Genomic DNA, 2,634 nt, shown 5'->3' with positions numbered 1-2,634 from the left:
TACCAGCTTATCTTGGATCCAGTTTTGCTTTCATTTACCCTATCACACAGGCAATTGATGCTTCTGGTATCGGTGGTGCCATGATCGGCAGCTTTTTCGCGGGTCTGTCTTACGGTGTTATTGCAATTGCCATCCGACTTGGCGGTATGAAAGGTATCATCCGGTTGCTGCCGCCGATCGTTGTCGGACCTGTCATTATCGTCATCGGTTTGGCGCTGGCACCGACTGCAGTAGACATGGCAATGAATGCTCCTGATACAGGAGAATACAGCACCAAATACTTTATCGTAGCACTTGTTACATTAGCAATCACAGTAGCAGCTTCTATCTTCCTGCGAGGGTTCCTCGGTCTGATACCAGTTTTGATTGGAATTGTTGGTGGATATGTTTTCGCTTTAACACAGGGGATCGTTGATACAAGTGGTGTGCAAGCAGCCTGGAACCAAATTGTAACGGCTGATTCCGTCGGAGCATTCTTTAGCGGCATCTTCCATGTTCCGAACTTCACGGTTCCATTTGTAGATTACAATGTCGCTGATGTGTTCAGCTGGCAGCTGTTCTTCACCATGGTGCCAATCGCGGTTGTTACCGTATCGGAGCATATCGGACACCAGTTAGCGCTATCCAAAATCGTAGATAAAAACATGCTGGTGAAGCCTGGACTGGACAAATCCATCACTGGAGATGGTGTAGCGACCATAATTGCTTCTATGCTTGGAGGTCCGCCAAATACAACATACGGAGAGAACATCGGCGTACTGGCGATTACAAGGATATTCAGTGTGTATGTTATCGGAGGAACAGCGGTGCTCGCCATTCTGTTCGGTTTCACGGGTATCATCACAGCGCTGATTAGTTCTGTGCCTACCGCAGTAATGGGCGGTGTCAGCATTATGCTGTTTGGAATCATCGCTGCCAGCGGTCTTCGGACAATGATTGACAGTCAGCTTGATCTAGGAGATAAGCGCAATCTGATTATTAGTTCCATCATCTTGGTAATCGGGATCGGAGGAGCATTCCTTCGCTTCCAAATTGCTGAACTTAACTTGGAAATCAATAGCATGGCTTTAGCAGCACTAGTTGGTGTCGTTCTGAACTTGGTCTTGCCGGGAAGAGAATCTGGCCTTGGAAATGGTAGTCTGTTCACCATCGAGGAGCAAAAACAAGCATCCAAATAAGGAGGAGAAGGACATGAAGCATTTCGTATCGATGAAGCATCTTAGCGCAGCAGAATTGCTGCAGCTCGTACAGCTCGCTGCAAACATACAGGCACAGGGGGTATCTGCATACAGGCAGCAGCTGTTCGCAGCCAATCTTTTCTTCGAGCCGAGCACACGGACGAAGATGAGTTTTACCGTAGCAGAACGCAAACTCGGACTGGAAGTACTGGACTTCGCTGCAGAAGCATCCAGTGTCACGAAAGGCGAGACCGTTTATGATACTGCGAAGACCCTTCAATCAATTGGCGCTTCAGTCCTTGTCATCCGGCACCCAGAGGAAGGAACAGCTAGTATGCTGGCGGAGAAGCTGGATATACCGGTCATCAATGCTGGTGATGGAAAAGGAGAGCATCCGACACAATGCTTGCTTGATCTGATGACCATTTATCAGGAATACGGCCGCTTTGACGGGCTCAAAATTGTTATTGCTGGCGATATTCGCCACAGCCGAGTTGCAAGAAGTAATGCAATGGCACTGCAGCAATTGGGGGCGCAGGTCTTTGCAGCAGGCAAACCAGAATGGATGGATGCCTCCATTGGTATTCCAGTACTAAGTATGGACGAAGCGGCAGAGCAATGTGATGTGATGATGCTTCTCCGTATTCAGTTTGAACGGCACGACAAAAAAGAAGCAGCAGCAGGATACTTAGAGGAATATGGCTTGACCATAGCAAGAGAAAAACGGATGCAGCCGCACAGCATTATCATGCATCCCGCACCAGTCAACCGAGGCATTGAGATTGACGACAGACTGGTCGAAGCACCAAGGTCTCGAATATTCCGCCAAATGGAAAATGGCGTTGCAGCAAGAATGGCAGTAATTTTAACTTTATTGGAAGGCAGGGGAATGCAGCATGGCTACAATTTTGACAAACGCGAAGCAGTTAACAGCTGACAACAACTTGGAAGATGTAATGGTAAAGATTGAGGACGGCGTAATCAAAGAGATTGCCCCATACATAGAGGCGGCAGCAGGTGATCAGCTAGAAGATTTGGAAGGGCAGCTAATCACAGCCGGTTTTGTAGATGTACACGTTCATCTGCGGGAGCCAGGCGCTGAGAGAAAAGAGACGATTGAAACCGGCACAAAAGCAGCAGCAAGAGGCGGCTTCACAACGGTTGCAGCGATGCCAAATTTGCGTCCGGCACCTGATTGCCCAGAGACGCTAGCCAGCATTCAAGCGAAAAATGAAGAAAGTGGCGTCATTCGTGTGCTGCAGTATGCCAGCATCACGAAGCAGCAGTTAGGCCGGGAAATTGTCGATATGGAAAATATGACAACTGCATTTGCTTTTACTGATGACGGACTTGGCATCCAGTCTGCCGGAATGATGTTGGAAACGATGCAGCGAGCAGCGAAGCTTGGCATTCCAGTCGTCGCTCATTGTGAAGATGACAGTCTTGTGCCGGGAGG

3 protein-coding genes are annotated in these 2,634 nt (G+C 48.6%); all 3 read left to right on the top strand.

Annotated elements, in window-relative coordinates; genetic code table 11:
• Window positions 1–1,178, top strand: a 1,178-nt coding sequence (locus tag B1K52_RS00365) for a solute carrier family 23 protein (RefSeq protein WP_077303959.1), incomplete at its 5' end; no start/stop codon positions are given.
• Window positions 1,179–1,191: 13 nt separating this feature from the next.
• Window positions 1,192–2,115, top strand: coding sequence for an aspartate carbamoyltransferase catalytic subunit (locus B1K52_RS00360; RefSeq protein WP_077303956.1), 924 nt, complete (start codon window positions 1,192–1,194; stop codon window positions 2,113–2,115).
• Window positions 2,075–2,634 (top strand): amidohydrolase family protein (locus B1K52_RS00355; protein ID WP_143588799.1); only part of this gene is annotated, 560 nt, incomplete at its 3' end. The genes B1K52_RS00360 and B1K52_RS00355, both read left to right, overlap by 41 nt.

The organism is Terribacillus halophilus (assembly GCF_900162685.1).
Taxonomy (GTDB): Bacteria; Bacillota; Bacilli; order Bacillales; family Amphibacillaceae; genus Terribacillus; species Terribacillus halophilus_A.
Note: the sequence above shows the minus strand (reverse complement) of the source record. Positions and strands in the feature narration are given on the sequence as shown.